General features: G+C 57.4%; 23 protein-coding genes. 9 read left to right on the top strand and 14 right to left on the bottom strand.

Annotation, left to right across the window (positions count from 1 at the left end; translation table 11 throughout):
• Positions 1-340 precede the first annotated feature (340 nt).
• Positions 341-1,249, top strand: coding sequence for an NAD(P)-dependent oxidoreductase (locus tag LIX15_RS28750; protein ID WP_486327117.1), 909 nt, complete (start codon positions 341-343; stop codon positions 1,247-1,249).
• A gap of 588 nt (positions 1,250-1,837) precedes the next feature.
• Here the strand turns inward: LIX15_RS28750 and ddfA are convergent.
• Positions 1,838-2,152, bottom strand: coding sequence for a DdfA family disk-determining factor (ddfA, locus tag LIX15_RS28745; RefSeq protein WP_227778226.1), 315 nt, complete (start codon positions 2,150-2,152; stop codon positions 1,838-1,840).
• A 622-nt stretch (positions 2,153-2,774) separates the two neighbouring features.
• On the opposite strand from ddfA, the gene LIX15_RS28740 reads away from it, so the two are divergent.
• Positions 2,775-3,062 carry a hypothetical protein gene (locus LIX15_RS28740; protein ID WP_227778225.1) on the top strand — a complete coding sequence of 96 codons (288 nt, stop codon included), beginning with the start codon at positions 2,775-2,777 and terminating at the stop codon, positions 3,060-3,062.
• 302 nt (positions 3,063-3,364) lie between these two features.
• Here the strand turns inward: LIX15_RS28740 and LIX15_RS28735 are convergent, their stop codons facing one another.
• Positions 3,365-3,646, bottom strand: coding sequence for a hypothetical protein (locus LIX15_RS28735; protein WP_227778224.1), 282 nt, complete (start codon positions 3,644-3,646; stop codon positions 3,365-3,367).
• A 63-nt stretch (positions 3,647-3,709) separates the two neighbouring features.
• Here LIX15_RS28735 and LIX15_RS28730 point away from each other — a divergent pair, with 63 nt between their 5' ends.
• Entirely contained in the window at positions 3,710-4,483 is a 774-nt protein-coding gene (locus tag LIX15_RS28730) for an IclR family transcriptional regulator (RefSeq protein ID WP_227778223.1), read from the top strand.
• Between the two features lie 196 nt (positions 4,484-4,679).
• On the opposite strand, the gene LIX15_RS28725 is transcribed toward LIX15_RS28730, so the two are convergent.
• A complete protein-coding gene (locus LIX15_RS28725) occupies positions 4,680-5,618 on the bottom strand; it encodes a dihydrodipicolinate synthase family protein (RefSeq protein ID WP_227778222.1) in 939 nt (312 codons plus the stop codon).
• Positions 5,619-5,771: 153 nt separating this feature from the next.
• Between LIX15_RS28725 and LIX15_RS28720 the strand changes: the two genes are divergently transcribed.
• From LIX15_RS28720 to LIX15_RS28705, 4 genes are all read left to right on the top strand, one after another.
• The gene (locus tag LIX15_RS28720) at positions 5,772-7,010 is read left to right on the top strand and encodes a mandelate racemase/muconate lactonizing enzyme family protein (RefSeq protein WP_227778221.1); all 1,239 of its coding nucleotides are present in this window, start codon (positions 5,772-5,774) and stop codon (positions 7,008-7,010) included.
• 222 nt (positions 7,011-7,232) lie between these two features.
• Entirely contained in the window at positions 7,233-8,372 is a 1,140-nt protein-coding gene (locus tag LIX15_RS28715) for a mandelate racemase/muconate lactonizing enzyme family protein (protein WP_227778220.1), read from the top strand.
• 54 nt (positions 8,373-8,426) lie between these two features.
• Positions 8,427-8,891 carry a universal stress protein gene (locus tag LIX15_RS28710; protein WP_227778219.1) on the top strand — a complete coding sequence of 155 codons (465 nt, stop codon included), beginning with the start codon at positions 8,427-8,429 and terminating at the stop codon, positions 8,889-8,891.
• Positions 8,892-8,977: 86 nt separating this feature from the next.
• Positions 8,978-9,817: an NAD-dependent epimerase/dehydratase family protein gene (locus tag LIX15_RS28705; protein WP_227778218.1), complete on the top strand. Its 840-nt coding sequence runs from the start codon at positions 8,978-8,980 to the stop codon at positions 9,815-9,817.
• 58 nt (positions 9,818-9,875) lie between these two features.
• Here LIX15_RS28705 and xacF read toward each other — a convergent pair whose 3' ends face one another.
• Positions 9,876-11,327 (bottom strand): 2,5-dioxovalerate dehydrogenase, encoded by a 1,452-nt coding sequence (xacF, locus tag LIX15_RS28700; protein WP_227778217.1) that lies wholly within the window; start codon positions 11,325-11,327, stop codon positions 9,876-9,878.
• Between the two features lie 208 nt (positions 11,328-11,535).
• Between xacF and LIX15_RS28695 the strand changes: the two genes are divergently transcribed.
• Positions 11,536-11,772 carry a hypothetical protein gene (locus LIX15_RS28695; RefSeq protein ID WP_227778216.1) on the top strand — a complete coding sequence of 79 codons (237 nt, stop codon included), beginning with the start codon at positions 11,536-11,538 and terminating at the stop codon, positions 11,770-11,772.
• Positions 11,773-11,892: 120 nt separating this feature from the next.
• Here the strand turns inward: LIX15_RS28695 and LIX15_RS28690 are convergent, their stop codons facing one another.
• Positions 11,893-12,324 carry a PPC domain-containing DNA-binding protein gene (locus LIX15_RS28690; protein WP_227778215.1) on the bottom strand — a complete coding sequence of 144 codons (432 nt, stop codon included), beginning with the start codon at positions 12,322-12,324 and terminating at the stop codon, positions 11,893-11,895.
• Between the two features lie 95 nt (positions 12,325-12,419).
• Entirely contained in the window at positions 12,420-13,463 is a 1,044-nt protein-coding gene (locus LIX15_RS28685) for a lactonase family protein (RefSeq protein WP_227778214.1), read from the bottom strand.
• A gap of 109 nt (positions 13,464-13,572) precedes the next feature.
• Between LIX15_RS28685 and LIX15_RS28680 the strand changes: the two genes are divergently transcribed.
• A complete protein-coding gene (locus LIX15_RS28680; RefSeq protein ID WP_227778213.1) occupies positions 13,573-14,397 on the top strand; it encodes an SDR family NAD(P)-dependent oxidoreductase in 825 nt (274 codons plus the stop codon).
• Positions 14,398-14,457: 60 nt separating this feature from the next.
• On the opposite strand, the gene LIX15_RS28675 is transcribed toward LIX15_RS28680, so the two are convergent.
• The 8 genes from LIX15_RS28675 to LIX15_RS28640 form a co-directional block, all read right to left on the bottom strand.
• Complete coding sequence (locus LIX15_RS28675) at positions 14,458-16,635, bottom strand: ABC transporter ATP-binding protein (RefSeq protein WP_227778212.1); 2,178 nt, start codon at positions 16,633-16,635, stop codon at positions 14,458-14,460.
• Positions 16,632-17,714, bottom strand: coding sequence for an ABC transporter permease (locus tag LIX15_RS28670; RefSeq protein ID WP_227778211.1), 1,083 nt, complete (start codon positions 17,712-17,714; stop codon positions 16,632-16,634). Before LIX15_RS28670 ends, LIX15_RS28675 begins: the two co-directional genes overlap by 4 nt.
• Positions 17,715-17,881: 167 nt before the next feature.
• Positions 17,882-18,886, bottom strand: coding sequence for an ABC transporter permease (locus LIX15_RS28665; protein ID WP_227778210.1), 1,005 nt, complete (start codon positions 18,884-18,886; stop codon positions 17,882-17,884).
• Positions 18,887-19,096: 210 nt separating this feature from the next.
• Positions 19,097-19,294, bottom strand: coding sequence for a hypothetical protein (locus LIX15_RS28660; protein WP_227778209.1), 198 nt, complete (start codon positions 19,292-19,294; stop codon positions 19,097-19,099).
• Positions 19,295-19,404: 110 nt separating this feature from the next.
• A complete protein-coding gene (locus LIX15_RS28655) occupies positions 19,405-21,225 on the bottom strand; it encodes an ABC transporter substrate-binding protein (RefSeq protein WP_227778208.1) in 1,821 nt (606 codons plus the stop codon).
• Positions 21,226-21,355: 130 nt separating this feature from the next.
• Entirely contained in the window at positions 21,356-22,393 is a 1,038-nt protein-coding gene (locus LIX15_RS28650) for a Gfo/Idh/MocA family protein (RefSeq protein ID WP_227778207.1), read from the bottom strand.
• 184 nt (positions 22,394-22,577) lie between these two features.
• Positions 22,578-24,134 carry a glycoside hydrolase family 28 protein gene (locus LIX15_RS28645; RefSeq protein ID WP_227778206.1) on the bottom strand — a complete coding sequence of 519 codons (1,557 nt, stop codon included), beginning with the start codon at positions 24,132-24,134 and terminating at the stop codon, positions 22,578-22,580.
• Positions 24,135-24,234: 100 nt separating this feature from the next.
• Positions 24,235-25,785, bottom strand: a complete 1,551-nt coding sequence (locus LIX15_RS28640; RefSeq protein ID WP_227778205.1) for a pectate lyase family protein — start codon at positions 25,783-25,785, stop codon at positions 24,235-24,237.
• Between the last annotated feature and the right edge of the window lie 3 nt (positions 25,786-25,788).

The following is a 25,788-nucleotide window of genomic DNA, read 5'->3' as shown; positions in this document are numbered from 1 at the left end:
AGCGTTCGTTAAGGGGGAACGTCCTGTCTGACTCACCAGATACCATCTCTGAGGAAAGAAGCGTGACGATAGCACCGTTTATCACGCGCGTTCTCCCGGTCGTGACGGTACTATCGCGTGGACGGCTACTGATAAACGTGCGTACCGTGGTTTAGCGGGCTTGTAGTGGCGTCGATAACCGGGAAACGTCCTCTTCAACGATCACCTTCCGAGGGATACTTTGAACCGAACGGTCAGTAGAATCGGTCGCTCCTGGAATTCTTCGCTCCGCAGTCTTCGTATTTATTATCAAATTACATACGTAAGAGTATTCCGTTCTGCGGTACATGGTTTACGCGATATGTCAGACGAGACAATAGGATTTATCGGACTCGGAATCATGGGACTGCCGATGTCGAAGAACCTTCTCGACGCAGGGTACTCTGTCGTTGGACACAACCGCTCCGACGGCCCGACGGAAGAGCTCGTCGAGTACGGCGGTGAGGACGGTGGTTCACCCGCAGGTGTCGCCGAAGCGAGCGACGTTGTCCTCCTCTGTCTGCCCGATTCGCCCGATGTTGAGCAGGTCATACTCGGTAACGATGACGAGAACACCCCGGTCGTCGACGGTCTGAGCGAGGGTATGACGCTCATCGACCACTCTACGATCTCGCCCACGGTCACCCAGTCCATCGCCACGGATCTCGAGAAAATCGGTGTGACTATGCTCGACGCGCCCATCTCGGGCGGCGAGGAAGGCGCGATCGAGGGCTCATTATCGATAATGGTCGGCGGCGACGAGGACGCGTTGAACGAGCATACGGACATCCTAGGAGTCGTGGGCGAGACCGTTACCCACTGCGGACCGAGCGGTGCCGGCCAGACGACGAAGGCCGCGAACCAAATCGTCGTCGCCGCCCAGATGGTGGGTGTGAGCGAGGCACTGGTGTTCGCCGATCGAGCGGGTGCCGATTTGGAGGCTGTCGTCGATGCAATCTCCGGCGGCGCGGCCGGGTGTTGGACGCTCGACAATCGTGCCCCTAATATGATTCAGGACGCCTTCGAACCGGGCTTCTTCGCCAAGTACCAGTACAAAGACCTCAAAATCGCCACCGACGCCGGTGAGGCCTTCGGTGCTCCTATGCCCCACACCGGACTTGCCCACGAACTCTACAAGACAATGATCCAGAACGATATGGGCTACGACGACAATTCGGGCGTGATGCAGGTTCTGCAGATGATGGCCGGAAAAGCGAGTACCGACGAATAGCTCCCGTCCAGTCTGCATCGAATTCGAGTGTTCCAGGTTAGTCGGGGTAGTCCACTCGGCTACAAACGAGGGTCTAGTAGTCTCAACAAATCACTGAAATAAGTGCTAACACAACAAGAATGGGTGCTTGAGAGACGATCTGAAGCAGTCCCCACGTACTGATTCGACTGAAATTACGCATCACAGGCCTGCTAAGCCCACTGTAGTCTCAACTTCTAGCATTTGAGCGTTTGATGTAGTGGCATGGATTTATAGAGATTTTAATGGCTGTTATCGGACGATAAGAGCTTTGTATCGTCGGATTACACAAGAAGTAGTGGTGTGTGGTTCCGCCTAACATTGCAATCGGAAGTAACCTACCCCTGGGACCCCCGAATCAAACTGTGTGCAGTTGGTAGTTCTGATCATTCATCTTATACGTCCTGAAACTTGCTGAGCACGAGCTCATCGAGTACGATGGGCGCAGTGAAACAGTTCAGATACGTAACGAACTCCTCAAGGCTACCGCCACCCACAACTAGCCTGACCACGCTAACTATACTTCGACTGAAGGCGAGTGGATGGCCGACTAGTGACGTATTCGTGGTATTACTCGCCAGCCGCGTCAAGCAGGCTCACGTTCACGTCGCCTGTACTGTGTATAACAACCTCGTAGCCAGAATACGCGAAATGAACCCGCCCATCAGCTTGTGTGCCACCCGAGTAGGTTGGCGCGAAGAGGCTGTTTAACGCGTCAGGATCGACGACCTCATAGAGAGGGGCGAGTTCTTGACGCGAGCAATCGGCCGCATTGGCGACTGCCGTCACAATCCGGTCCGTGAGCGGCGCAGAGGGATGCGTTAGTGGGTGATCAGAGGCGTCTCGGCTATCAGATGGTGCTTGTGAGGTATTGTGCGTAGTCATGGTGGTTTTATTGTGCAGCCTGGAATCTGGGAGCCACATTGTGGCTGAGCGCTGTGCTATCTCATAGCAAAATGGGCAATCATGATAACTATTTCGGACAATTTTTCTATGTAAACCGCCATGAAATCAGATGAGAGTGGAATATGTGGCGTTTTGAGAATCTGATGAGAGGCACTTAGAGAATGGTACCGTAATGAGTCTCTACCAGTGTGATCATCGACGTCACAGCACAACGTGGTAATCAAATAGTGGCCGGTGGGTGATCCGCCACGCCACACTGAAGGAGTCAGAGAATGATAACCAAAAGCAATCTACGCACGACATCCCGGTCGACGCCCTGTTGAAAGTACTTGCAGACCCCTGCCGCCGCACTGTACTCTCTTATCTCCGGACAAAAGACACGGGCGTTGCAACGCTCGACGAGCTGAGCTGGCCGAGCATGTTCAGAAGCACGTGGACGCCGTCACGTCGCTCCAACACGCACGGATTGCGCTGATAGCATCTCCCGTCCCTCGCCGACCACCGCCTCATCGAGTACGACCAGCGGAGTCGGCGGGAGCCACCGCTCTTACTGCCGGGTGACGGCTAGCCAGTTTCCAGAATTGGGTGCCAACAGGGAACGATGGCCGCTACCACGGACAGAGTCAGTCTCGGTTCACGCCGCCTCGTTGGCATCGAGCCATCGGATCTCGAGAGACCCGTTGGTTCCCGAGAGATCGAGAACGTCCGCACCGCCGGCGGGAGCGTCATCGACAGCCAGGACGAGGTCGGCGGCTACCCCGACCTCTCGGTAAACACCCGGTCGCTCGACGTCCCGGAGGCCGGCACGCGCCCTGGCTACGGTCGTGGGCTCGCGACGTCGAGACATCGGACTGAGCGCACACCAACTGCCTCGATGTGGAACGATTAGCTGTCTGAAACGATGAATACTCGGAGGTCGTTGACATTCGTCGCTGTGGAGCGGTAATGATTAGGCCGCCGTGACGGTTTAAAAATCCTCCAGCATCGTTGTTTCGGAGCGCTGCCCGCGCCTCTCTTCTCGGCTCCACCGCTTCCGGGGTTAGGATACCTCCCGCAGCCTCTAAGCGTTCTTTGAATCGACCTGTCGGCGGGAACGATGGAGCATCCTTGCGTGAACGGGACGTTCTCCCATACCGAACGTGAAAATTACAGATATAGTTTTGTAATGGGAAATTGCGTTGTCATCGGGTATCATTCATCCATCGAGAGTATCGTCGAGCAGTTTCCTCGGGAGACGAACGAGATAGCGGTCGTAGGCAGGTCGGAATCGAGACGGACGACGGCGATAGTTCCGGCATTGATGAGAGGGGTTGGGTCGGTCGGTGTAAAAAACCGTTCGTTAAGGGGGAACGTTTTGTTCCGCTCATTGGATGCCATCTCTGGGGAATGAAGCGCGATGATTTCACCGTTTACCTCTTGTTCGCTCTCCCAATCGTCGGCCAAAACGGCCGAATCGAGTCGATTTATATCCAAACTGCTCCCGTTAGTTCCCCACAGGGGAACAGATTTATAATGCGGGAGTACCGTGGGAGTTGTATGGCGAAACGAAACGAGAACCACACTGGGCGCACGATTCAATCGGTCAAGATCGCCTTCAGTATCATTGACGTTGCACAACGACGCGAAAACGTCGGCGTGACCGAATTGGCGAACGAACTCGGTCATTCGAAAAGCACCATCCACAGCCACCTGCAAACCCTCGTAAATCAGGAGATCCTCGTTCCCGAGGACGACGGCTATCGTCTGAGCCTCAGAATTCTGGACATGGCCAGACGCGTTCGAGATCAGGTCGGAAACTACGACGTCATAGAAAAGGAAGTCAACGAATTGGCGACGAACACCAACGAAATAGCGCAGTTCGGGATCGAAGAGTACGGCCGGGTGTCGTATCTCTGTAAGGCGATGGGGCCGAAAGCGGTCGAAACGGCGTCCAGAGTCGGGACACAACAACCGATGTACGCGACGTCGTTGGGAAAGACGATTCTCGCATACCTTACAACTGACAGACAAGAACAAATCATCGCGAACTGCAGTTTCGAACGGCAAACGAAGAACACGATTTCTGACGCCGAGGAACTGTACGACGAACTGGAGCGGATCACCGAGCGCGGCTACGGAATCGACAACGAAGAGAACATCCACGGGCTTCGGTGCGTAGCTGCACCCGTCCAAAACGAGGACACTGTCCTGGGCGCGATTAGCATTTCAGGTCCAACCAGTCGGTTCACGGACGACCGACTCCACAGCGAACTCGCCGAGCAGGTTCTGCGCGCAGCAAACGTCATCGAACTGAACACGAAGTTCTCCTAGCGGGCGCTCTCTACGCCCTCGTCGCGTTCTCACGACGCTGTCACGGATTTCGACGATGCTTGCACCAGGGGCTAACGCACCTTGCGACTCGTTTACGACCGGGTATCACTCACGCGAAAGAGTCGACACTGACCGGACGGCCCTCTCGCAGGCGACGTCAGCTTTGAGATTGTTCTCGCCGAAGATCTCCGATTCATCATCCGATGAGGCGTTCGATGTCGTCTTCGAGCTGGTTGTACAACACCTCTGCCTTCCGTTCGTCCTCGGGTGACAGCGGTTTGATCGGTTCGCGAACGTTCCCACCGTGTAATCCTGCGAGATTGAGTCCCTTCTTTACCGCGGAGACGCTAATCGCTCCCGCGATGGTGTTGTTCTGGCCTGTTTCCTCGCGGAAATTTTGATACGGAACGCAGATGTTGCGGAGTCGTCTCGCTCGCTCCCAGTTACTGGCTGTGAGCGCGTCGAACAGTTCGAGGCCGACTTCGGGGCGGAAGTTACTGACACCCGCAGAGAAGCCCTCGATTCCTTCGTTCCAAAACGACGGGGCGAAAGGTTCGGCGAGTCCGTCTACCCAAACGATGTCATCATCGCCAGCAGCAACGCCCCGTCCGAGTTTGACTGCATCCTCCAGCGCATACTTGATACCAACCACGCCATCGACGTTTGTTAGATCTCGCAGGTATCCAACCGACGGGTCAATTCCCTTTACGTAGGGAACGAGCGGTGCGTCGGAAATTTCGTCGAGTTTCTCGTAGTACCGGATGAGTCCTTGCTCGTGAATATACGAGTGATCCGGCGGCATCACCATCATAGCGTCAACGCCGATCCGGTCGTAGTTGCGTATTGCCTCTCGGGCGTCCGCTGTACTCCCGCCTACGCCAGCGAGGATGCAGGTATCCGAGGGGAGTGCATCCACGCTCGATCTCGTTACCTCGACTCGTTCGTCGCGTGAGAGAGAATGATACTCACTGATGTTGGCGGAGGCTAGAAAGGTTCGAATACCGCTATCGTACAGGCTTCTAGCGTTCTCTTTTAGCTTCGCGTGTTCCACCGTAAGATCCTCGTCGAACGGCGTAAGGATTCCAGCGGCGACGCCACGAAGGTGCTGGCGCACCCTATCGTTGGAAAGTGGCATACCCAAGAATCTGGGTACGATGGCATAAAATCTTCGCCTACGGAAATTAGTTACGAGCGGTGCAAGGCTAGGGTGACAATGCTGTGCGAAGGGTCGTCCTCGCCGTTCGCTGGTTTCAGGAGATTTATCGTGTTCGACTTCCCAAAATTGGATATGCGGCTTACGAACATTAGCGGCTACGCACTTTCGTCTCCAATCGACCCGCCCCAAAACCGTCGTTTCTCCGGTGGAGTTCGGCGGCTCTACAAGCGTGATGTCGTCCTCGTCGTCGTAGAGACGGCTGACGGGCTCCAAGGCTTCGCGACGGCCGGTGCGAGTAGTTCCGCGATGCGCGAGTACTTCGATGGAGACTCGCACGGGACGTTCGCCGATATCGTCAACGGGACGGTGGCGGAATCCCTCACTGGGGAGCGTATCGACTCGGTCACGGACGCACACGACCTGCTGTTCGAAACCGACCTTCCCGACCGACTCTTGTACGAGGCCATTTCGGCCATCGACATTGCCCTGTACGACCTCCGTGGGAAGGAACTCGGCGCACCGATCTACGAACTCCTCACCGACGACTTCGGAAGCGAGCCGACGACCGAGATACCGCTCTACGCGAGTGCCGGTATGTACATGGAACCCGAGGGATACGTCGGGCAGGCAAAAACGATCGAAGCGCTCGGGTTCTTTGGATACAAATATCGCCCAGGCATCGGAATCGAAGGCGACCGGAAGACGGTCGACATGCTGACCGAGACGGTAGGCGAGATGGAGATCATGCTCGACGTCCACACGTGGTGGAAACTGCGTGACGCATACGGAGAGCGCGCGATCGCCGAACTCGTCGAGCACGCGACCGACCGCGGGGCCTACTGGATAGAGGAACCCGTCGAGCCCGACGACCGTGAGGGGTACGTCGCACTCGCCGCGAGCGGTGCGCCGCTCGCGGGCGGGGAGAGCGAGGAAACGGCGGCTGGTCTCGTGGAGCTCGGCCGAACGGGGGCGGTCGACTTCCTTCAAGGCGACGTGCGTCACCACGAAGGGTACACTGGATGCACGTCGGCAATCGAGTTTTGCCGTGGGCGCGACGTGACGTTCGTTCCGCACAACTTCGGTACCTGGCTCGGCCTCATCGCCAATGCGCACCTCGTTGCCGCCGCGCCGGAGGCCGGTTTGCTAGAGTACCCTATCTTCGCACGCGACCCACTCCTTCAGACGGACGCCGACCCCGGAATGTATCCGTTCGACCTGGCGTTCGACATCATCCACGGGGAGCCGTCCGTAACAGACGGCGTCTTGACGGTTCCCGATGGGCCCGGCCTCGGCCTGGAGGTCAATCTGGATGTCGTCGAAGAATATCCCTTCGTCGAAGGACCGTGGACAGAATTTCAGTACGACGAGTGAGGCACATACGAACGACGACAGAACAGCCATTCCGCTGTTTGCCGTGGCGAACTTCTCCCACCGAACCGGTTCGTGACGATATTTGCCAACAACGAGAACTGACATCCTTGCGGTTCAAGTGGATTCGGTGAACACCGTCACCGGCTCTATTCGATACCGTGTGGGCAAAACGAACCCGCCTACCGACACAAATTATAACTCATCCGACTCTGAGGGTTGAGCATGGAAGTCACGAAAATCGAGACGATTCCGATCGCCACAAAACTCCCCGAGGGAAGGGGCATGGGCGACTCTCGCGGATTCGGACGGACGCGTGAAACGACGCTTTTGCGCATCGAAACCGACGATGGTACGATCGGTTGGGGAGAGGCGTTCGCCCCCGGCCGCATCGCCGCTGCAACCGTGGACGAACTGTTCCGCGAAACCGTTCTCGGAATGGATCCGTTCGACGTGGAATCGCTCGCCGACCGGTCGTACACCGACCCGTATCACTTTGGCGGAAGCGTGTTCGTCCAAAGCTGTGTTAGCGCCATCGACGTCGCCCTCTGGGATATCATCGGGAAGACGGTCGACCGTCCCGTTCATCGGTTACTCGGTGGCGAGGAGTGTCGCACGTTGACGCCGTACGCGTCGACGATGTATTTCACCGAGGCGAACCGGTCCCTCGACCGACCGATACGGGATGCAGTTGAGGAGGGCTTCACCGCTGCGAAGATAAAGATCGGTAGCGGGTTCCAAGACGACGTCGAACGCGTGCGAATCGCGCGGGAAATTCTCGGCGACGACGCGACCCTGATGGTCGATATGAACGGCAACTATCGTCCAAGACAGGCCGTGAAGACGGCGAAGGCCATTGCACAGTACGATATCACATGGATCGAGGAACCCGTGCCGCCGGAGAACGAATCGGGGTACCGCGAGGTAAAATCCCGGATTGACACGCCGATCGCGGCAGGCGAGGCCCACTACGGCCGATTCGCGTTCAAGCGCCTCATCGATGATCGAGTCGTCGACATCGTCCAGCCGAATCTCGGACGGTGCGGCGGCTTCTCGGAGGCACGACTGATAGCCGATATGGCGACGACGGAGAACGTCGCCGTTCGACCGCATGTCTGGAACAGCGGCATCGGAATGGCCGCCGCGGTGCAGTTTGCCGCGAGCGTGTCTTCCTATCCACACACGCGCAACGTCCCAGAGCCGATGATGGTTGAGTTCGACAGGAGCGAGAATCCACTTCGGAGCGAGATTCTCGAAACGCCGCTCGACCCGTCGGGAGGTGTTCTCGATGTTCCTCAGGGCCCGGGGTTGGGAGTTTCGGTCGACCGGAACGCAGTGGAGCGGTATCGAACGAACCGAGGGTAAATCACTGTTCCGCGGTAGCTAGGTTTATTTGCTATGCGGATTCATCTACGACCGATGCAACGAGGACTCGTCGTCATAGACGACACCGAGACGCATAGAAACCTGCTCGAGGAAGCGAGTCGATTCGCACGGAACACGGACGCGAAGCTGATCCTGTTTTCGTGGATAACGCCGGAGCAGTTCGAAGAACAACTCGACGCCCTCGCGACCGCGGAGGAGACCGAACGGACGAGCTACGGGGAATTTACTGCCCAAGAAGCCGCCGTGCAGTTCGGAGAAAAGTTCGCCAAGGAAACGTTGTCGAAGATGGTCGATGACGTGGAGTACGAAGTCGTCGGCGATGTGGTCGAATCGGACGAACTCGGAAGTATGATACTCGACCTGGCGGAAAAGCGCGGGTGTGACCACGCGTTTATCGGCGGACAGAAACGATCCCCGACCGGAAAGGCGCTGTTCGGCGACATTACGCAGCGGGTGATCCTCAACTTCGACGGGTTGGTAACCACCGCAATGGATTAATTCACAGTGGAGACTGAGTACCCGTCGAGTGGCGAATAACGGGCGCTGAACGTAGCTATTTAATACCGAGATGCATAGCTAACAGCATGGACGTCGTAGTGACAGGTGCCTACGGACGCTGTGGAACAGCCATCATCGACAACCTCCACGACCGACCCGAGTACGACTTCACGTACTACAACCGTTCGGACAGACCGAACGATCACCCTTACGGAGGTTACGACACCGTAATCGGGGACATCGCCAACTACGAGAAAGTCAGAGATGCGTTCGAGAGGCAGGACGCTGTCGTCCACCTTGCTGCCTATCCCTACACCGACGGTGATTGGGGCGATATCCTTGAACCGAACATTATCGGCATGTACAACGCGCTCGAAGCGGCTCGCCGGGAGAAAGTCGAGTCGTTCGTTTTCGGTTCGACGAACCACGTCATGGGAATGTACGAGGTGGAGCACCGCCCGGAGCTGTACTCACCCACGTACGACCTTGTTATCGACCACACCGACCCCGTCCGTCCTGACTCCTACTACGGCGCGTCCAACAGTTTCGGGGAGGATTTCGGTCGGTACTACGTCGAGAATTACGAGTATCCGAAGCGATTCTACGCGCTTCGCATCTGCACCGTGAACGACGAGGCGTACGACCATCCGTATGGCGACGCCGAAGCGGGAGTGGACGATGGCAAATGGGAGCGGAGCGATCCCGAGTACGACGAACAGGTCGCACGTATGAAGGCGACGTGGCAGTCGCGACGGGATTTCGCTCACCAAATCGACTGCTGCCTGCAGGACGAATCCGTCACGTTTGATATCTTCAGCGGCATCAGCGACAACCGGCGACGATGGTTCGATCTCGAACACGTGCGAGCAAAAATCGGATACGATCCGCAAGACGATAGCGAAGAGTGGGAGGCACCGCCGGAGTAACCACGTCCGACCCACGATAGTTCGCGGACGTATGTTCGGATCTCGACCGCCTCGGCGGTCAGTAGTTCAGATATGCGGTCTTGATTGAGGTAAAAAAGTCAAGACCAGCATCGCCCTGCTCGCGGTACGTGTTCGTCGATGACTGTTTGTAACCACCAAATGGAACGTGCAACTCCAGACCGGTCGTCTTCTCGTTCACCTTTGCGACGCCCGCCTCGACACCCTCTATGAACCTATGGCCTTCGGAAAGGTCGTCCGTAACGATACTCGCTGAGAGGCCGAACTCGACGCCGTTCGCGACGGCAACCGCTTCCTCGAAATCCGAAACCGAAAGTACCGCCAACACCGGACCGAAGATTTCCTCTTGAGCGATGCGCATATCGGCGTTCACGTCCGAAAAGACAGTCGGTTCGACGAAGTAGCCATCGTCGTACTCGTCACCGGTAAGGCGGTTGCCGCCGGTTTCGAGGGTCGCTCCATCTTCGCGACCTACATTGACGTATTCGAGTGTTTCGTCAAGTTCGCTCTCGGTCACGTGCGGCCCCATATCGACATCGTCGGTGCCGTCTCCGACTGTCAGCGATTCCGCGTAATCGACGATTTCCGCGACGAACTCGTCATACACCTCCTCGTGGACGATGGCACGTGAGCAGGCGGTACACGCTTGTCCGGTGACGCCGAACGCCCCCGAGCCAACGATGTCAACAGCGTCGGTGAGATCAGCACTTGGCATAACGACTGTCGGATTCTTCCCGCCCATCTCACACTGGACGCGCTTCAAATCCTCCGTCGCGGTCTGGGCAACTATCGTCCCGATGGCAGTGCTTCCAGTGAACGACACTGCATCGATTTCGCCGTGTTCCGAGAGCGGCGCGCCGACATCACTGCCGGAACCCGTTACGTAGTTGACGACCCCACTAGGTAATCCGGCCTGTTCGAGACATTCGACGAGCTTCAGCGAAACCCCTGGCGCGGCGGACGCGGGTTTGAAAACCACCGTGTTGCCGGTAGCGAGCGCGGGTGCGAGCTTCCACGCGGGAATGGCGATAGGATAATTCCACGGCGTGATGAGCGAGACGGTTCCGAGCGGTTCGAGCTTTGTGTACAGCTGTTTGTTCCCGGCGCTCGCCGCTTTCATCGTTCCGCCGAGGTCACGAGTCTTCTCCGCGTAGTAGGTGAAAATATCGATCGCACGCTGTACCTCGCCACCCGCCTCAGAGAGGGTTTTGCCCTCCTCCGTAGTGAGCGTCTTGGTCAGTTCGTCTTTGCGTGCTTCGAGTGCATCAGCCGTTCGTTTCAAAACAGCTCCGCGCTCGGGGGCTGGTGTCGAAGCCCACTCGTCCTGTGCCGCAACTGCCGCTTCGATGGCGGCTTTCGCGTCATCGCTCGTCGATTGCTGGTACGTCCCCAGTATCTCGTTTTTGTTTGCCGGGTTGGAAACCGCAAACGTCTCGCCCGACTCTGATTCTATCCAGTCTCCGTCGATGTAGTTACCGTGTTCTGTCGACATCCTCGTGTGATATTCACACAGCCACTATACGAAGGTTTTGGTGTCGACAAATGAAGAGTAGGAAGTGACGTCCGTCTCTCTGTAGTGAACTGAAGAACGAGGCCGTCGTAAGGAGACCATATCGATGTACCGAACCGATTCGGTTGGGGTGCTCCCAAATCGAAGGCACCCCAATCGATATATACTGCTACTACGTACCATGCTATCAATGAGTTCAGTGCAAGAAACTAGCGAGACTGGCGACAGATCGAACCCGGCGATTGAACTGTTTGCGACGATTCGAAATTCGGTCACCCTTACCATCGCGCTATTGGGTGTGATCCTATTTGTCGCCGGATTCATCATCAATACCGGTGTCTGGGCGGCGATATATGCAGTCTGGGGCACGGCGCTCTTCTTATTCGGTGTCACCGCATACGCGATAATCTGGTGGCAACGCCACTGAACGAGCACTTCCGAACGGTGCTGTACGCTTTGTCCCTACAGTTCTGCACAGCGATACCCGACGACATCGTCGTATAAAATCCGGATAGTAACAACACGATTCATCGCAGCTGGGATGCGGTCACCGACGTTGGAGTTGCGAGACCGCGTTTTCTCCGGGTTGCCGGTGGAGCGAGAAATCGTCCAGCTTTCTGATGGTGAACTCCCCGAGAACGTTCACCTCGCATCCAGTTTCGAGATGTCCGCCGACCGTGCGGTCGCCGTTGAACGCCGTCACATGCAGATGGGGCTCGCCGTCGGCGACAATTCCACCGACGTTCGTCACCTCCCACGAGCCATCGAGAGTGAGCTGTATGTTTCGGTCGGCTTTTTCCTCCGGGAGGTCGGTGCGATTCACGTAGTGGACGTTCAAGTTGCTGAACGTTCCGATACCCGAGACGACAACGCCAGTGTCAACGTCGTGATTTTCACACGCGTCGGTGAGCGATTCGAGCGCCAGATCGCCGCGGTCGAGACGGACGATAACGTGCCCGTCGGATTCGAATGTTTCCATGGTGGTACGTTACTGACTGCAGTCGGCAAGAGAATAAATCTTCGCCGCTCTTCGGATAGCGGAAACGGTTTGAGCGTTCGGAGTGCAAAACCAGTTCACCGACTTTCGACGAACTGTACGCACATCGGTTTGGGAACCGAAAAGTCGCTCACCAGACAGGGGGTTCCCGTCCGGGTATCGATTTCGAACACCGCCACCCCGCCGCTATCTTTGTTCGCTGCGAAAAGGAACCGACCGGTTGGGTCGAGTGCAATGGTGCGGGGAGTTCGTCCACCCGCGCAAACAGTGCCTCGTGGATCGAGTTGACCGCAGGTATCGTCAACCGCAAAGAACGCGATGCTGTCGTGACCTCGATTCGAAGCGTATGCCCACTGCCCCGACGGATGAACACGAACGTCGGAAGCACTGTTTTCGCCGTCGAACGGTGACAGCACGGTATTCACCGTCCCGATTTCGCGAAGCACTCCGGTCGCTTGAACCACCTCGAACCCGGTTAGTGTCGAGTTCAACTCGTTTACGACGTACACGAACTGTCCGTTCGGATGGCAGTCGAAATGTCGCGGACCGGTTCCTGACGGGACTGTCACGTCGGGAATCACCGTCGAATCCAGCGTCCCGTCCCGTTTGAGCCGGAATGTGACGATTCGATCACGCCCGAGGTCAGGAACGTAAACAATGTTCTCGACCGAACCCAGCGCAGCGGAGTGGGGATGTGTATCACCGCTTTCACTCTCACCCTTGAAACGAATCGTCGTTCCACGACCCAATCGTCCGTCGTCGCCGACCGGTAGTGCCGATACAGTTCCGCCGCCGTAATTCGCAACGAAAACGTAGCTTCCGTCGTGGTTGACGCTCACGTAACACGGGCCGGCACCTCCACTAGGCTGCCGGTTTACCCGTGTTAGGGTCGTATCCGAACTATCGATTCGATACGCGGATACGATTCCATCCGACACCCGGTCGACCGTGTACGCGTACTTTCCAGTTGGGTGAACCGAGAGATAGTATGGGTTTTCTGCGGGCGACGTCGCTGATTCCGTCAGCGTCCCAGTAGCGGAATCGAATCGATAGCTGACAACGCTACTGTTTCCGCCGCCGGGCGACGAACACACAAGCATTACGAACCGCGAACGAACCATGGGAGTACGTCACAGTTGGAGGATATGTCGTTTTCGACGCGTTCCGTTTACCCGCAACTTTTCGTCCGACGACCGAAGTAGTTATGTTTCCAACGGGAAACGGAGCGTTATGTGCGAACGATTGTCAGGCGCTGTTGCAGTCATCACAGGCGGTGGAAACGGAATCGGAGCGGCGACGTGCATTCGTCTTGCCGAAGCTGGAGCGTCTGTAGCCGTGGTCGACCGTCACAGCGAGTCTGCCGAAGCGACGACAGCTGATATACGGGCGCAGACGGGGCGAGATGCAATCGCCGTGACGGCCGACATCGGCGACGAGGAGCAGGTGGCGGCGATGGCGAAAACAGTGGACGGCCAGCTCGGCAGCGTTGACGTCCTCGTGAACAACGCTGCCGTCCGTGCCGTTCCGCAACCCGTAACGGATGCGGACGAAGCGAGCTGGGATCGAATCCTTGCGGTGAACGTAAAGGGCGTCGGGTTTTGCTCGAAACACCTGATTCCACTGATGAGGGAGGGTGGGTCTATCATAAACGTCGCATCGAACGGGGCCGCAGTTGGCCGCCCGAACTGGTCACAGTATGATGCCACGAAAGGTGCGCTACTATCGATGACACGAGACATGGCGTGCGACCACGCTGCCAATGGAATCCGAGTGAATGCCGTCTCACCGGGATGGGTCATCACCGAGTACCACCTACCGGACGACGACGAGAAGGCGCACCGATTTTTCTCAGAGAAAACTACGCCGCACACCGACGGCCCCGGTATCCTCAAGCGCGCGGGGACGCCGCGCGAAATCGCCGACGCGATCCTGTTTCTTGCATCCGAGGAATCGTCGTTCGTCACCGGGACGAACCTCCCCGTCGACGGTGGCGTCGCTGCTGTCGGAAAGGGGTTGGCATGGCATGATACTGCGTTCAGAGAAAACGGCAACTGACGGGCGTCAACGTCGGAGATACCGACGTGAAGATGACAACAGAAGACGAGTTCGTGGCAGTTAGTCGTCTCCTTCGACGATGGAGTCACTCTCCCAGTATTCGTGGGTATCGTCCACGCGGAAACACGCCGTTCGGTGCGTTTCGTCGTCCGCAGAACTGTAGGAGTCAGGAGCCGTCGTCCGGCAGACCTTGCGCGCTTCGGGACATCGCGTGTGGTAGTGACAGCCGCTCGGTGGATTCGTTGGGTCTGGAATGTCTATTTTCCTAATTGGCGACTCGTCGACGACCGTCTCCTCCTCGTCGTGCGCTAGTTCAGGCGTCGCCCACCGCAGGGCCTGCGTGTAGGGATGATGTGGATCGTTGATAATCTGCTCCGGCGGGCCGATTTCGACGAGTTCGCCGAGGTAGACAACCCCGATGCGGCCGCCTGTCTTCTCGGCGATGTACCGTGCGTTCGAGAGGTCGTGCGAGACGAACAGATACGACGTGTCGAACATGTTCTGGAGCTGTATCATCAGATCCATCATTTCGACGCGCAGCGACACGTCGAGCGCACTCACCGGTTCGTCGGCGAGGATGAGATCGGGGTTCATCAGCATCGCTCGGATGATGGCGACGCGTTGCTGTTCACCACCGGAGAGTTGGTGCGGGTATCGTTCGAAGTAATCCTCCGCGGGCGACATGCCGACGTGTTCGAGCAGCCCGAGGATGCGCTGTTTTCGGTCATTTCCGTCCAGATCGTCGTGCCATCGCTTGAGTGGCATATCTAGGGCGGCTTTCACCCGGCGGTGGGGATTCAGCGAACTACCGGGGTCCTGGTGGACGATTTGGAGCGAGCGACGGATGTCACCCCACGAGACGGCACCAGTACCGTTCGAATCCCGCACGTTCCAAATGTCGTGCCCACGATATTCGATGCTTCCGCCGGTCGGGCGCTGGAGTCCGACAGCCGTTTTTCCGAGTGTCGTCTTGCCACAACCGGACTCGCCGACGAGAACGATCACGTCGTTCTCGTAGATATCGAGCGAAATGCCGTCAACTGCCTTGACGACATCCCGGTCGGAAAAGAAGTCGAAAAATCCTTTCTCCTTCTCGAAATGAACTTCGACGTCCTGCATCGAAACTACCGGTTCGCCGCCGGAATGTCCGGTCGCGTTGCTCGCGTCGACAGAACTCTCACCAAAGCCGTCCAACGACGATAAATCGTCCGACATCGGGATGGTTTCGGCCGATTCTTCCCAGTGATGACAGTGAACGTGATGGTGATCGTTGACCTGATACGGACCAGGATCGTCGGCCTCACAGAGTCCGTCCGCGAGCGGACACCGTGGATGGAACGAACAGCCGGATGGAACGTTCACCGGAGCGGGGGCGCTCCCTTCGACTGGTCGCATCTCCTCGATCGGTGATTCGAGGTTCGGCGTCGATTTCAGTAGCAGTCGGGTGTACGGATGGGTCGGAGACTCAAGCACCTCTTTCATCGGTCCGAGTTCGATGATTTCGAACGCATACATTACTGCGATACGATCGACCAAATCGGCGATGAGGGGCAGGTCGTGCGTGATGAAGACGATCGTGAGATCGTATTGCTCCTTGAGCCGCTGAAGCAACGAGATGATCGACCGCTGCATCAGGAGGTCGAGGGCCGCAGTCGGTTCGTCCATGACGAGTACTTCGGGTTCGAGAATGAGCGAGAGCGCGATGAGCGCGCGTTGTTTCATTCCGCCGCTCAGTTCGTGCGGGTACGCGTCGAGCACGCGTTCGGGATCGAGGTAGAGATCCCTCAGGAGTTGGTTCGCGCGCTCCATTCCCTCATCGATGTCGTAATCGTGCGCGTTCAGCGTCTCGACGAAGTGGGTTCGAATCGAGCGTACCGGATTGAACGAACTCATCGCTCCCTGGAACACCATCGATATCTGTTCCCAGCGGAATTCGTCCAGGTCCGAACTGTCGAGATCGAGGACGCTAACCGGTTCGCCATGTTTCGGATGGTAGGTGATGTCCCCGGTTAGCTGTCCCGGGTCAACGATAGCATCGAGGAGGGCGGAGGCAAGCATCGATTTCCCGCTCCCGCTCTCGCCGACGACACCCAGAACCTCGTTGCGTTGGACGTCGATATCGACTGAATCGAGGACGTACGAGTCACCTCGTTCCACGTCGAATGTGACGGACGCGTTTTGTACTTCTACGATCGTTTCCTCCTTGCTAATCCCGTACTCAGTTTGCGAAACAGTCATTGTCTAAGATGTTCGTCGATCATTTTGCTGCCCGATTCCTCGTCGTCGGTGGCGTCCGCTGTGACGTCACCGGCCATTTTTTCGTGTCGCGCCCGGACGCGTGGGTTGAAGACCCGGTCGAGCGATTGCCCGAGGAGGATCAGCCCGATGGAAATGAACACGATGGCTCCCATCGGCACTAAGAACCAGTGCAGTGCTTGCGGTCGAGTATGTGCATTGGCCTGGTAGGCGAGGTTCAGTGTGACACCCCAGTTCAAGTCCTCGAACGGAAGGACCCCTAGGTAGTACAGTGCGGCCGCCTCGAAGATCACTCTGCGTCCCGCGTTGGTGAGGTTGATAACCACGTATGGCATCAGATGCGGGATGATCTCTTTGAAAACGATCTTCGGCGTCGAAATCCCCATCGCCCGCGCCGCCTCGACAAACGACTCTTGTCGGAGCGTGAGCACCTGCGATCGAATCGCTCGCGCGAGACCACCCCAGGATGCGATGCACAGCAAGATGCCGATCACCCACGGATTGCCGCCGATGGGAAGCATTAGGGCGAGAACCATCACGAGCGGGAAGGCGGGAATGTTGATGCAAGTGTCGGTGATTGAACTAAGAACTGTGTCGACCTTTCCACCCTTGTAACCCGCGAGTCCACCGATTACGGTTCCAACGCTGACGGTAAACAGGGCTCCCGAGGCGACCATTTGGAGCATCGTTTGGGTGGAATGAACCACTTGCGAGAACAGGTCACGCCCCATTCTGTCCGTTCCTAAGGGGAATTCCCAGTTCTGGAAGGGCTTGACGAACGCCGGGCCCTCCGTCACCTCCGTCGGTTCGATGAGAATCGTCCCAACGGTACCCATCAGAACGTATACCGTCAGGATGGTGAATCCGATCTGTGCCCTGGGGTCGCGCCTGATAATGGCGATTGGGGCATGAACGTAGGCGTCGTAGAGTTTTCGGTACCGTTCGCGTCGCGTCTCCTCGTACTGCGAGACGACATCGAACGGTGAATTGACGTTTCCTCCGTCTGTTCGTATGTTTTCGCGGTCGTCGGTCGCCGATTCATTTCGTGGCTGGTTCGTCATTTGGCCTTCTCCTTGCACGGTTCAGTTAATCCGTTGATTTGCGATTCATCAACGTCTGTAGTCCGTATCATCGGTATACTCCTATTTTTAGTTGAAACGCTGCAGGTTCGTTGTGACCCTCCGCGGATAGTCGTCTCCGACTCGATGAGTCGTTACTCGACCGGCGATTAGTACGATTCACTGTTCTGCCCTCCTGCCCGTGGGTCGATGAGCGAGTACGTCAGATCGGCAAACAGTAAGGCGAGCACGACTGCCACCGTAATGACCACGAAGCCACCCATCATCAGTGGGTAATCGCGTTGTGAGAATGCTGAAAAGAAGTAGTACCCGAGGCCTCGGTACTGGAACACCTTCTCCAGCACGATCGAACCACCGAACATTTCTCCGATGCTGATCATCAACGTCGTGTACATCGGGAGAACGGCGTTTCGTGCAACGTACTGAGTCGAGATGGTCATATCCGAGAGCCCGCGTAGACGGGCAACGCGGAGATAGTCGGAGCCGAGGATGCGAATCGAATTTCCGCGCATTCCCAGGGAGGCGACCCCCGACGCAACGAGCATGGACATGACTGGTAGTGTCGCGTGATGTACTATCCCCTTAATGTACGGCCAGTTGAATCCGGGTGGCACACCGGTTGGCTGCTTGCCCCCGGTGGGGAACCAGCCGAGTCGGTACGACAGGGCGATCAACAGCAGGAACGCCAAAACGTAGAACGGAACCGATCCCATCAGAATGGCCCACGATGTCAGTCCCACGTCCAACTTTCCACCTTCCCAGTACGCCATCAGTGCACCGAACACGACGCCGACGAAGAAAGTGATGAATAGTGACCAGCTCAAGACGAACAGTGTCCACGGGAGTGCATTGGCGATTATCTGGGCGACAGGATCTCCGTAATAAATCGACACGCCCAGATTTCCTTGCAGCATATTTGACATATAATCGACATAGGCCACCGGTATTGGTTTCGACGGATCGATGCTCAATCGAAGTTCGACGATCTGCCTGGCTCGAACTGGGTCGACGCCCTGCTGTTCTAACTTTCGAACCATCGCCCCCATCGGGTTTCCCGGGAGCAGTCGAACGAGAACGAACGAGAGGGTGGTGACCGCCCATGCAGTGAAAATTGATTGTCCTACTCTTCGTACGCGCCAGTCTATCTCTACCATGGTACGCTTATACAGTGCCTTTCGAGAGCTACCTAATCAATTTATCCCATATTATCGGCAATGTGTTAATTATCCCCCTACGAGTAGCCGGTTGGAAAGAAGAAGACGAAACGAATCCCGCCGCTACTATCACAGAGAATCGTCGTTTCGAGAAGGGTTGCGGCGAAACGAGTGTGAACGAGGAGGTACCGGTGAGAGACAGCACCAACCTCACTCGAACGGCTCCCAACCGGTGTAAAGTATAAGCACACCTCCCACGAACGTGAGGACAATCGGGACGAGGGTTATCGTTGCCGTAACGTATGATCCGCTCCCCGGTTCGAGGTAGAGGAACGAAAATCCCAATAGCAGTAGAAAAAGGATGTCGATGCCGACAATCGTTTTCGAAGCTGACTGCAGGAGGCCCATGTTACATAGGTATGAACCGAGAGTAATAAACATTCAGGTACGTTTTGCAATGAATTGGGTAGAAAAACAGAGCATGGTACCCTTGCAAGCGGTCGACGATCTACACGTGGCTATCCTTTGTACTGTATCGTCCCGTTGGACATCTTGGGTGCGATGTAGAGCGCGTCGTCGACGCCGTTTTTGATACCGGAATCGACGTCCAACTGCCAACTAGATCCGTTGTACGCGCCTGCATCGGGTTGATACAGCATCTCGGCTTCGGGAAGGGTCTGATTCCACCACCACATCAGTTCGTGATGGAATTTCGAGTCCCCCGTGGACTGCCACTTGCGGATGTGCTGTTCCACGTTGATCGTCTTCGTTCCGCTGGAACCCTCGGGGTCACCGATTGGCATCGGAACGTCTCGCTCGGGTTTGAAGTGCGTGATCGACTGAATCCAATCCGGCACTAGACCGATCGACCACATGGCGGTGACGCCATTCGCGGACGAACCGTCCGGCATGATGTCGTACTCTCCGTTAACTCGGCGATCGTCGAAGGTCGCATCATCGACTTGCTCCTGTTTCGTTTCGATGCCGAAGTCCTTCAAATTCTGTTTGAGAACTTGGATATCAGGTCGATCCGCACCGTTCATGATGTTGAGCTTGAAGCGTTTCCCATCAGGAGTCATCCACTTGCCGTTGCTCTTCTGGTACCCTTCGCGACGAAGTAGTTCTCCAGCTCGCTTGGTGTTGTTTTCACCATACTTGGTAAAGTCTTTCACCCACTCGGACGCTTCGTGATTACCGTTGCTCAACACTTTTCCAGGAACGCGGCACGGGGCCCACTCAAACGGCCGGTCTACCCCCTGAAGGAGGGTTGTCGTTTGCTTTCGATCGAAGACGTGACAGACGGCTTTACGAACGTTGACGTTGTTGACAGGGGAATCGTAGTCGACATCATGGCCACAGTTGAACGAGAAGAGTTTGTTGCTGGATCTCCCTTCACGGAACAAGGTGTGCCCCTCCGGAAGTCGGCTTTTGAGGTCGTCCTCGATTGGAAACCCTTTATGTGCAGCATCGACCTTACCAGACGTGTACGGTTGTGTCGGCTTTTCGGTCGAGAAGAGCTTCAGCGCGAATTCGTCGAAGTTGATGTTATCGGCGTTCGGGTGGTCCTCGTATTTGCTCATTACGATGATGTTGTCACCGACCTCGGAGATTTGGAACGGGCCATGACCGATTGGATCGTCGGTTATCATCGGATATTTCGTCGTCGTGATTTCCTCGATCGCGGCCTGCTTCTCGCTCCCTTCGGCGTTTACCAGCTTATCGTGCCACCCTTTCCACTTCGAGTCATCGTGCTTGGTGAAGATCCCTCGAGCGAGATTGCCGTTGTAAATTCCGATCGTGTTCTGCACAGCGAAAATTTCGGATAACGAATCGGTCAGCTGGATCCGTATGTGCTGATCATCTATCGCTTCAACCGACTTAATGAGCTGTTCTTCCTCTGAGTCCGAGGCCTGTTGGATCGCTAACTCGATTTGTTGTTGCATGACCCAGTCCTGGGCGACGAATTGGTCACCGTTGTGCCACGTCCACTTATCACTGAGAGTGACTTCGAGGGTCTTGTCCCCGGACATTTCCCAGGATTCGGCCATTAACGGATACGCTTCGTTCTGCGTCGGACTGTACACTGCAAGCCGATCGAATATCGCTGCACCCGGGTGCCAACAGCCTGTTTGTGTTGGATTCCACGGATTGAAGTGCCGCTCGCTCGGCGTCGCACCGCTGGTTAGCGGGTCGAAAACCCTGAATCGGTTACCGTTTGTCCCGCCGCCGCCACCATCGTTAGCACCTGGTGAGGGGTCATCGCCGCTGTTGGAACAACCAGCGAGCAATGTTGCGCCAGCGACAGCGCCTGTTTTGATGAAATTCCGTCTCGTACCCATACCTCTTCGCCAGTTGTTAGCTTCTGGCATGGAAATACCATGTGAGGCACTGTATATATATTTATTCCTTACACTCCTATTTTGGTTCGTGCATGTTTACAAGTGTAGAAAGGGAGCTGGAGACCGATCGTCAGCGTGGAACCTCAGCGAGGGATGGATAGAGGTCGATCAACTCGACCCGCTCGTTCCGTCGACCGGATTCGTAAGCGGCCATCGTTACAACTGTCGCCCAGAACGCGTCGCGGGCGGTCGACGGCGGTTTCGTACCTTCGAATATCGACTCCACGAATGCACCGGCCTTACTTTCCCCCTCGCTCGGATAGGGGTCGTGTTCGATACCGTCGGCATCGATGGTGTACGACGTCCGCTCGTCCCACTCGCGTCCCTCGAAGTAGACGGCCCCATCGTCGTCCCAGATGTGAATATGTTCGCGCGTCCGAGGGACGATGCCCGTATCGGCAATGTTGGCGACTGCACCGCCGTCGAACTCGACGATGATGGACGACTGCTTGTCGAATAGCTGATCGTCGTCGTGGAACTCGACAGTTGCCGTAACGTGTGTCGGAGTCAATCCCGTCGTCCAAAGGATGGCGTCTATGATGTGCGTCCCGACGTTGAGAAGGTGACCGCCGCCACTCAGTTCGGGATCCATCCGCCAATCCGTCATTTCCTCGTAGTAGTGTCGCCAATCGTGGGTGATTTCGCCCGTTATGAACGTTGGTTCGAGGTCGCCGAGTGCCCATCGTTCGCGCGCGGCGACGAAGGCCGGATTGAGGTGACGCTGGTAGCCGAGCATCGTCACCCGGTCGCTCTTCTCCGCTCGATTTACCAAGTCGTGCGCGTCCTCGACGGTCGTTGCCAGCGGTTTCTCGCAGAGGACGTGCAGGTCGCTTTCGAGCGCGGTGGTCGCCTGGTCGTAGTGGAGGCCGTTGGGCGTCGCAATACCGACCGCATCCAGCGCCGTTTCGTCCAGCATCGTTCGATAGCTGGTGTATCGGGATGCATTCGGGATGCCAAGCTCGCGGCCTGCTGCGGCAAGACTCTCATCGTTTACGTCTGCGATCGCTACCAGTTCGACATCCGGGTGGGAGTGAAATTCGCGTCCAAGGCGGATACCGAGGCTACCGAGACCGACGAGACCCACACGGAGTCCATCTTCTGGATTCATTGTTTTATCCATCGTCAATGAATGACTCTTTCGTGGAAGTGGTATAATACTGTTGTTCACCGTCGGAGCATTCTGTACTCCGGCGGTTGTAACCCAATGATGTCATTCTTATATCATTTCTAAGATTGAGAACTTCGTTCCCCATTGGGGAACAGACAGTCTACAGTAGCGCGATTACATCAGCTTATGACGAGTCGATCGTCGCATTCGTCGCGGATTCGTCCACCGCAACCCAGTCGGTCAGCGGCCCATGATTCCCGCGGAGGGAGACCCATCGCGTCGCGGCACCACGCACCGCCAAAAACGCCTGTTCCGACGGTTGAGCAGTGCATCCAGTGATCTGAATCCGTTCGACGTCACTCGCGGTCATCGCTGGTACCGACCTCTCTCCACGTACGTCAAGACCGTCCATCGAGACAAGGTCGATCTCTTCGAAGGCGAATGCAGGGACTTCTGGTGTCCGTATCTTTACATCGGTAAACGAGATGTCCGCGAGCGACTTGCAGAAAAAGGTGTGGGACGCCTCATAATTCTCGGCCATTGCGGGTACGATATCAGTAGCGTCGAGGGGGCGAGTGGCATCGATATGGACATTCGAGAATGAAATATCTTCGAACTGCTGTTCGGGGACACCCGCGAAAAATCCTGCATAGGATACATCGCGCGCCGTGATATTGTGGAAATGAACGTTGCGAACCATCGGCGTCGATTCGTCAACGGGAACCGGGTCGATGTCGATGTCGGTGAAGTAGTAACCGTTGATGACGAAGGGACAGACCACCCGACGCATGATGATCGTGTCAAACCTGAGGTCTTCGACGACGCCGCCACGTCCGCGTTGGGTTTTGAGACGAATCCCGCGGTCGGTGTCCGTGAATGTGCAGTTGGAGACGGTGACGTCCCGCACATCGCCCGACATCTCGCTTCCGATAACGATGCCGCCGTGTCCCGCCTCGATGGTACAATTGGTGATGGTGATTTGCGACGCCGGCTCGCCGACCGACCGCCCCTCCTCATCCTTACCGGATTTGATGCAGATAGCGTCGTCACCGGCGTTGACATACGTGTCGCTTATCCTCACGTATCGGGAGGAGTCGATATCGATGCCGTCACCGTTTGGCGCGTCGGCCGGATTTTCGACGTTTACGTCGTGGACGGTAATGTTCTCCGAATAGACGAGATGCGTATTCCAGAACGGTGAGTTCCGAAGGGTAACCCCGGAGACGGAGACGTTCTCGGAGCTGTCGATCTGAAACAGTGGTGGACGGAGGGTGAAGCTGCTGACGTCATCCCGTTTGTCGTTTCGTTCGTCGAACTCATCCAGTCGTGCCCGCAAACCGTCGGGATACTCGGACTCTGGGGCGTCGTAGAATTCCCACCAGTAGTCACCCTGCCCGTCGATGGTTCCCTGTCCGGTGATGGCGACGTTCTCCGCGTCGCGCACGAGCAGGCAGGGATGGAAACCGACCTGATTCCACCCCTCCCACCGACTCTCGACGGTCGGGAACGCATTGTAGTCTCGCGCGAACAGCAGCGTCGCCCCGGCTGCGAGGTGAAGTGTGGTCTGATCGCCGACCCGGAGGGGGGCGGTAAGGTACTCGCCGGGAGGAACGTGGACCGTTCCGCCGCTCTCGGCACAGTCGTCCAGCGCGCACTGTAACGCGTCGGTATCGAGTTCTGTCCCGTCGCCGGTCGCTCCGTACTCGCGGACGTCGATTCGGGCCGTAGCTGATTCTGTCATCGGTCGATATGTTCGGAGTGAGGACATAAACGTTGTGTCAGAACAGCGGAGAACAGGTGTCGGGCGACTCGGCACTTGAGTCGATCGCGTCGGTGCGCGCTTAGTCCGACGTCTCGACGTCGCGAGCCCACGACCGTAGCCAGGCGCGCGTGCCGGCCTGTGGGATGTCGAGCGACCGGATGTTCACCGGAAGGTCGGGGTAGCCGCCGACCTCGTCCTGGCTGTTGATGATGCTCCCGCCGGCGGTGCGGACGTTCTCGACGATCCGCTCGTCGTTCGCCGTCCGATCGGCGGGACGCGCGCCCGCGTTCGCCAGGTTGTGGTCGTAGACGCGATCGGTGGAGATGCGCGACAGGTTGTCGGGCCACAGCGGCCGCGAGTCGAGCACCGTGATCTCGTCTCCGATTATCGCGTTGTCGGCGTCCCAGTCGAGGACGTTGCCGTCGGCGTAGACGCTGCCCTCGCCGAAGATGTTCGCCTTGTCGCTGTTCGGCCACTGGAAGACGTTGCCCTCGATGCTGTGGGCCGTGTCCGGGTCGGCCCACATCCCGTCCTCGTACCGGTGGATCAGGTTGTTCACGACCACCGTCTCCGTCCCCTGCTTCAGGCGCGGGTTACGGTCGGTCGCGTACGCCAGGACGTTGCCGAAGTAGGCGACGTTCTTCGCGCGGTCGCCGATGATCGAGTTGTAGCCATGCTCGCCCTTCGAGTGGGTCGCGTCGTTCAACGGTTCGGCGATCAGACAGTTGGAGATGGTGGTGTTGTTCGTGTCGTAGCCGGCGTTGATGTTCTCGTCGATCGACCACGTCCCTGTGCAGTGGTCGATCACGTTATTCGCGGTGCCGTCGCCCGTCTGAATCCCGTCGGGCTCCCAGCCAATGTCCTGGCGGGCGTCGCCAGGACGGACGCGAATGTGCTGAACCACACAGTCGTCGGCGCTCAGCCAGAGGCCACCGCGGATGAGCGTGATCCCCGGCGACGGTGCCGTCTGACCGGCGAGGTAGAGCTCGCCGTTCGTGACCGTGAGTCGCTGGGCTTCGAGGTCGATGGTGCCGCTGGTCTCGAAGACGACCACGCGCGGCCCGTTGACGCTAGTCGCGGCCTCGAGCTGCCGCCGCGTCGGTTCGGTAATCTTGATGACGGGCGTGTCGTTATCGAGCCAAGGAGCGGGATCAGCGAACCCATCGGCGGGGTCGAACGCCGACGCGCTCGACGGTCCTGTCCCGCTGCTCTGTCCGTCGCCGTTGCTCGGCGTTCCGAGCGTGAGCGTCGATCCAGTCGCGCTATCGCCGTCGCTCGTGTCGGCAACGGCGCGCACTTCGTAGTACCTCCTGCTCGTCAGCCCGCCAATGTCGACAGAGAACTCGCCCGTCTCGGTGAGCGTCGTCGACTCCGTCGCGGTCCACGACTCGGTCGGGACCTCCCGGTACTCGAAGTAGCACTCGGCCGACTCGGCCCCACCGAGGTCAGTCAACTTGCCGTTGAGAGTGGCGGATGACGCCGTCACGTCCGATGACTCGTCCGTCGAGACGAACGGCACGCCCTCCTCGACCGTGACGCTCCCGGCCACTTCCACGTCGCCGATGTCCCGGTTTGCGTCGGGCGAGATCCCCGAGAGGTTCCGGTGTTGCGTGGTACACAGCGTTCCCACGTT

Source organism: Haladaptatus pallidirubidus (assembly GCF_020700235.1).
GTDB classification, from domain to species: Archaea; Halobacteriota; Halobacteria; order Halobacteriales; family Haladaptataceae; genus Haladaptatus; species Haladaptatus pallidirubidus.
This window is presented reverse-complemented; position numbering and strand designations above follow the sequence as displayed.

Bases quoted from the DNA above. Each gene is read 5' to 3' on its own strand.
- LIX15_RS28715 (WP_227778220.1), top strand. From the start codon at position 7,233: ATGGAAGTCACGAAAATCGAGACGATTCCGATCGCCACAAAACTCCCC.
- LIX15_RS28750 (WP_486327117.1), top strand. From the start codon at position 341: ATGTCAGACGAGACAATAGGATTTATCGGACTCGGAATCATGGGACTG.
- LIX15_RS28680 (WP_227778213.1), top strand. From the start codon at position 13,573: ATGTGCGAACGATTGTCAGGCGCTGTTGCAGTCATCACAGGCGGTGGA.
- LIX15_RS28740 (WP_227778225.1), top strand. From the start codon at position 2,775: ATGGCCGCTACCACGGACAGAGTCAGTCTCGGTTCACGCCGCCTCGTT.
- LIX15_RS28730 (WP_227778223.1), top strand. From the start codon at position 3,710: ATGGCGAAACGAAACGAGAACCACACTGGGCGCACGATTCAATCGGTC.
- LIX15_RS28660 (WP_227778209.1), bottom strand. From the start codon at position 19,294: ATGGGCCTCCTGCAGTCAGCTTCGAAAACGATTGTCGGCATCGACATC.
- ddfA (WP_227778226.1), bottom strand. From the start codon at position 2,152: ATGACTACGCACAATACCTCACAAGCACCATCTGATAGCCGAGACGCC.
- LIX15_RS28725 (WP_227778222.1), bottom strand. From the start codon at position 5,618: ATGCCACTTTCCAACGATAGGGTGCGCCAGCACCTTCGTGGCGTCGCC.
- LIX15_RS28705 (WP_227778218.1), top strand. From the start codon at position 8,978: ATGGACGTCGTAGTGACAGGTGCCTACGGACGCTGTGGAACAGCCATC.
- LIX15_RS28650 (WP_227778207.1), bottom strand. From the start codon at position 22,393: ATGAATCCAGAAGATGGACTCCGTGTGGGTCTCGTCGGTCTCGGTAGC.
- LIX15_RS28720 (WP_227778221.1), top strand. From the start codon at position 5,772: ATGCGGCTTACGAACATTAGCGGCTACGCACTTTCGTCTCCAATCGAC.
- LIX15_RS28670 (WP_227778211.1), bottom strand. From the start codon at position 17,714: ATGACGAACCAGCCACGAAATGAATCGGCGACCGACGACCGCGAAAAC.
- LIX15_RS28685 (WP_227778214.1), bottom strand. From the start codon at position 13,463: ATGGTTCGTTCGCGGTTCGTAATGCTTGTGTGTTCGTCGCCCGGCGGC.
- LIX15_RS28710 (WP_227778219.1), top strand. From the start codon at position 8,427: ATGCAACGAGGACTCGTCGTCATAGACGACACCGAGACGCATAGAAAC.
- LIX15_RS28675 (WP_227778212.1), bottom strand. From the start codon at position 16,635: ATGACTGTTTCGCAAACTGAGTACGGGATTAGCAAGGAGGAAACGATC.
- LIX15_RS28690 (WP_227778215.1), bottom strand. From the start codon at position 12,324: ATGGAAACATTCGAATCCGACGGGCACGTTATCGTCCGTCTCGACCGC.
- LIX15_RS28665 (WP_227778210.1), bottom strand. From the start codon at position 18,886: ATGGTAGAGATAGACTGGCGCGTACGAAGAGTAGGACAATCAATTTTC.
- LIX15_RS28645 (WP_227778206.1), bottom strand. From the start codon at position 24,134: ATGACAGAATCAGCTACGGCCCGAATCGACGTCCGCGAGTACGGAGCG.
- xacF (WP_227778217.1), bottom strand. From the start codon at position 11,327: ATGTCGACAGAACACGGTAACTACATCGACGGAGACTGGATAGAATCA.
- LIX15_RS28695 (WP_227778216.1), top strand. From the start codon at position 11,536: ATGAGTTCAGTGCAAGAAACTAGCGAGACTGGCGACAGATCGAACCCG.
- LIX15_RS28655 (WP_227778208.1), bottom strand. From the start codon at position 21,225: ATGGGTACGAGACGGAATTTCATCAAAACAGGCGCTGTCGCTGGCGCA.